The organism is Mastigocoleus sp. MO_188.B34 (assembly GCF_030065675.1).
Classification (GTDB): domain Bacteria; phylum Cyanobacteriota; class Cyanobacteriia; order Cyanobacteriales; family Nostocaceae; genus Mastigocoleus.
The window spans coordinates 1-5,451 of sequence record NZ_JASJDK010000231.1 but is presented as its reverse complement, the minus strand read 5'-3'; the positions used below and the strand labels follow the sequence as shown (position 1 = coordinate 5,451).

General features: G+C 33.2%; 2 protein-coding genes. One reads left to right on the top strand and one right to left on the bottom strand.

Annotated features, from left to right (window positions below):
- The first annotated feature begins 797 nt into the window (after positions 1-797).
- On the top strand, positions 798-3,266 hold the full coding sequence (locus QNJ50_RS28425) for a CHAT domain-containing protein (RefSeq protein WP_300642557.1): 2,469 nt from the start codon (positions 798-800) through the stop codon (positions 3,264-3,266).
- Positions 3,267-3,694: 428 nt separating this feature from the next.
- Here the strand turns inward: QNJ50_RS28425 and QNJ50_RS28420 are convergent.
- On the bottom strand, positions 3,695-5,451 hold a 1,757-nt coding region (locus QNJ50_RS28420; RefSeq protein WP_300642554.1), incomplete at its 5' end, for an S-layer family protein.

The following is a 5,451-nucleotide window of genomic DNA, read 5'->3' as shown; positions in this document are numbered from 1 at the left end:
TTGACCAATAATCGTTTAACCCGAAAAAAAATGGAAGCAAATGGAACCGGACTAAAGGGTTTTCAAGACAAATTATTAGTAAATTTTATCAATAGTTTGCATGAAATTTTCAAAATGAGAATTGCTGATTTGAGTGAAGTTTAATAGTCTATAATTGGTTACATTAACTTGGTGCATTTGTTATTCTAGGTTCATAAAAGCAAATATATTTTTGACTACATATATAACGTGAACTGAAGTATGTGTCCTAAAAAAAATCTAGAAATCACAGATATATCAAAAAAACTTAGTAGAAAGTAAAATTGTGAGGTAATTTTCTGGATGGTGCGATAAAAAAAGTAAAATTTTAAAAATTTATAAGCTTGAAAGACTTATAAGTTTTAACGGTATGTGGCAAATCAAATTATAAAAAATAATATATGATGCCAACTATATATTAGAAGCAATAATAAAACTACTTTTTCATTATTCTCATTGTTTATATTTTTTATAGTTAAATAGTACATTTAAATAATAATTAATGGATATTTGTCGTGATGAAGTTTAATTTTAAAAAGCTTGTCATCGATTCTTTTTTTAAAATTATAAATCTTTTAAATATTAAAAAGATATATCATTTTTTTTTGGGTTTATTGACTTTATTGTTGACTTTAATAATTTTCAATAAAAGTGTTTATTCCAAAACAGATATATTAAATTCATTTTTATCAATTCCAAGATATGGAAATGTAGAGAGATACGCAAGTTTTTTAGAAACAATATCAGTATCGAATATAGTCAATTTACAAAAGCAGCTGGTGCAAAAGCAACCAGTACAAAAAAAATTGGAGGAAAACTTTCCTATCTCATTAACACAAGCTGGTAAACAAAACTACCAAAATCAACAGTTTACTGAAGCAGTAAAAAAATGGCAGCAGGCACGTAAAATCTTAATTTCGAGAGGCGATACTTTAAATGAAGCTATGGTGTTGGGTAACTTAGCACAAGCGTACAAACAACTAGGACAATTAACAGAAGCAAAAAACGCGATCGCTAAAAGTATTGAGCTTCTATCTTCTCATCAAAGAGAGAATCAAAATCTGTTTGCTGCAACATTAAATATTCAAGGTAGTTTGCTGTTATCTCAAGGTAATATTGAGGATGCAATAGCTGTTTGGAAACGTGCCATAACAATATATGAAAAAACTGGGGACGAAAACGGGTTAACTCGTTGTTTGCTTAACCAAACTCAAGCTTACAATCGGTTGGGAATGCATCAACGAGCTCTAAATATTTTAAAAGAGGTTAATCAAAGTCTACAAAATCAACCCGATTCTCCGTTAAAGATTGTTAGTTTGCTTCATTTGGGAGAAACTTTGAGGCTGACAGGAAGTATTGCTGATTCAAAGAAAGTCTTAGAACAAAATTTGACTTTAGCTCAAAAACTGAATTCTGATGCCAATATCAGCAAAATTCTTTTGGCTTTGGGTAATACTTATAGTTCTCAAGGGAAAAATCAGGAAGCTCTCAAGTTTTATCAACAAGCAATTGACAAATCAAAATCATCAGCAATAAAACTTCAAGCACAATTAAATACATTGCGCCTTTTAGTAGAGACTAAAAACTCATCAAAAGCTAGATATTTAGTAGCAAAAATAAAACCTCAATTGCAGAGCTTAACACCTAGTAGGACATCAGTGTATGCATTAGTTAATTACGTACAAAGCATAGAAGACTTAAATAGTAGTGAAGTATCTAACAAGCAAGAAAATGTCAAAATCCTCGCGAAAGCAGTTCAACAAGCTGAAAGTATAGGAGATGAAAGAGCACAATCTTACGCCCTTGGCTATTTGGGACACCTCTACGAACAAACCCAACAACTAAAGTCAGCAAAAAGTTTAACAGAAAAAGCATTAATGCTAGCAAAAACAAGCAATGCTCCTGATATTGCTTATCGCTGGGAATGGCAGTTAGGAAGACTCTTAGCAAAACAACATAACTTTGTCGAAGCAATTGCAGCATATGATGATGCAGTCACAACTCTTGGGTCTATTCGTAATGACTTGGTTGCAAGCAATCTTGATATGCAGTTTTCGTTTCGTGAAAACGTAGAACCTGTTTATCGAGAGTTTGTAGGCTTGTTGTTAACTCCTGAATTGGGAGAAGAAACAAGCCAAGAAAATCTTAAAAAAGCTCGTCAAGTTATTGAATCTCTGCAATTAGCAGAGTTAGATAATTTCTTTAATGAGCCATGCTTGAAGGCGGATCCGACTCAAGTTGACCAAATTGATAACCGAGCAGCAGTTATTTATCCAATTATTTTAGAAAATCGTTTAGAAACAGTTGTTTCCTTACCGAATCAACCTCTAAGACACTATACTAACGCTATTTCTGAAAAAGAAGTGGAAAAAATGGTGCAAAAAATGCGCCGTGCTATTAGACGTAAGTTTCTCAAAAAACAACATTTTGCGATCTGTGAAGAAATTTATAATCTAATGATTCAACCATTAGAAGCTGATTTAGCTGCTAACAAGATTCAAACCTTGGCATTTGTTTTAGATGGTTCATTAAAAAATGTACCGATGGCAGCATTGTATGATGGGAAGCAATACTTATTAGAAAAATATCATATTGCTTTATCTCCAGGTATGCAATTGCTAGATCCTCAACCCTTAGAAAATCAGAAAATGGAGGTTTTAGTTGGTGCTTTGAGTGAAGGAAGACAAGGTTTTGTTCCATTACCTGGTGTAAAAACAGAAATTGATAAAATCAATAGTGAAGTTTCCGCAGAGGTACTTTTTAATCAAAAGTTTACTAGCGAAGCTTTGCAAAAACAAATTAGTAAAACTCCTTTTCCCATAGTGCATTTAGCAACTCATGGTGAATTTAGTTCTAAAGCAGAAGATACATTTGTTCTTACTTGGGATAGTCGCCTAGATGTAAAAGAGTTAGGGGATATTCTCCATACAAGAGAACAACTTAGTAGTAAACCTATAGAACTATTAGTTTTGAGTGCTTGCAAAACAGCTAGTGGTGACAAACGTGCTCCTTTGGGATTAGCTGGTGTAGCAGTACGTTCGGGTGCACGCAGTACCATAGCAAGTTTGTGGTCGGTTGATGATGAGTCAACTTCCCAGATGATGGTAGATTTCTACGAGCATTTGAGAGAACCTGGAGTAACTAAAGCTGAAGCTTTACGTTATGCTCAAATTAAAATTTTGGGACAACCTAAGTTTAAACATCCCTACTATTGGTCAGCTTTTGTGTTGGTTGGTAATTGGTTATAAAAGTCCCCCATAATTGGAGGATTTAGGGGGCTACACTCTGACTATAAATTTTAAAAATTCATCCCTCAGTTCTGCAATTATAAGAATTTAGTCACCTGTAATTCTGAGATTTGGAATGATACGTTATGCGATGCTAACAGCACCCTAATTTTATACTTTACTTAAGTAAGTAGGCGATAAAAAAGTAAACTATGTAAATAAATATAAAATATCCGTATTTAGCTTGTATTAGCACTTTAGCACTAAAGCACTATTACAAACAAGTTATGATTTTTCTTACTAACCTACTTCATCCACATTGCAAAATAATTCTTTTCCTTCTCTCTTAATATTTGAAAGTACATTTTTACTGAATTCAGCAAAAGCTAAAAATGCTCGATATGATTTGATAGTGGGTATTATATTTGTATAGCAAAATTATTTTTTCCCTATTTACTTACAGGAGAAAAATCTTTGCAAGAGACAGAATAAATTCCAGAGTTATGTGAATTAATCTTAGGGATTTGTGCAACCAATTCTACATTACCATCAGCATCAAATACTAATCCTGTTGCTTCTACTATTTTATTTTTTTCTAGAACTAGATTTCGTTCTGGAACTTGATTTCTGTGATTTTCAGCATTCAAATTTCTATTTGATGGAGATATATTAGATGATATTTGTGAATTACTAGGTACTAAATCAAATAATTCAGTATTTGGTATTTCCCCAGTAAATAAATCATCAGGACTTTGTGGTAATCCACCTTTCCCACTAACAATAAAATTATTTCCTCGAGCAGCTGCACATCCAGACTTAATTTTAGTTGTCCCTTCTAAATTTGACGGTAATTCTACTAAACCAGAAATAGGATCTACACTTAGTTGATTTACTGTTACTTGTCCATTAACGCCAAATTTAGAACTTGCTGTAATATCACTTTCAGATGTTTTTTGTTCACGAAATATTAAGCCAAAAATATTATGAGTTGTAATGTCAATATTTCCACCATTCCCTTCATTTGCATTGGCACTAATATCACTATTTTCAAAAGATAATCCAATCACAAAACCTTCAGGATTATTTATCGTAATATTACCTCCATTAGCAGTACCAAATGCTTCTGCAGAAATTAAACTTTCATTGTCCATCCGCAATAAATCTTGGATCGTAAGGGTAATATTTGCACCTTCTGCACTGTCTCCAATTCCTGTTTCTGCTGTCAATCTACCTCGGTCTAAAAATAAATCATTTGCTGTGATTTCTAAGTTTCCTGCTTGTCCTGATGGACTACTGACAGTTACTTTGGCTTCATCGCCAATGGTAAATTGATTAGTGTTAACTGTTATTGAACCAGCGATTCCACCTTGGGAAGCTTGTACTGATAAACCACCTTCACCGATTAACTCTACAGAGTTTGCAGCGTTAATATTTATATAACCAGCTTCCCCATTCTCTGTAGATGCAGAAATTTTACTATTATTAACGGAAAGAGAATTTAAGCTATTTAGAAGAATGGCACCAATACCATCAATATCATCAATACTGGATTCTGTACCACCAATACCAGATTCTGTAGTTGCAAATATTTTTGCATTTTGGGAAAGATTTACATCAGTAGCATCAATGTAAATCCTACCTGCACTTCCATCACCTTGACTGCTAACATTTGCTTGAGAATTATTCATTGTCAATTGATTGGTAATAATGGTTAATTCCCCTGCTATTCCTGAACCTTTTGCTTCTGATGCAATGCTACTACTATCTGAGAGTTTGATTGAATCTGTGGCGTTGATGTTGATATCTCCTGCTTCTCCATTAATTGTTGATGCAGATATTAGACTATTAAACAATTCTAAAGAATTTAAATTATTTAAGGTGATATTACCATCAGTACCTGATTCTGTTGTCTTTGCAGCAATTTCTGCTTGATTTGACAGAAAAATGTCACTAGCATTAATTAAAATACTACCGGCACTTCCATTACCTTTGCTACTAACATTGGCTTGGGAATTATCAGTCATTCTGAATTGGTTAGTGTTAATGGTAATATAACCAGCGGTACCATCACCAATAGATTCTGATGCAAGTCTACTACTATTTTCAACTTCAATTGAGTCTGTGGCGCTAATTTCAATGTTTCCAGCTTCACCATCGGTTGTATTTGCACTAATGGAGCTATTTTCGCTTAATGAAAGGGTTGTTA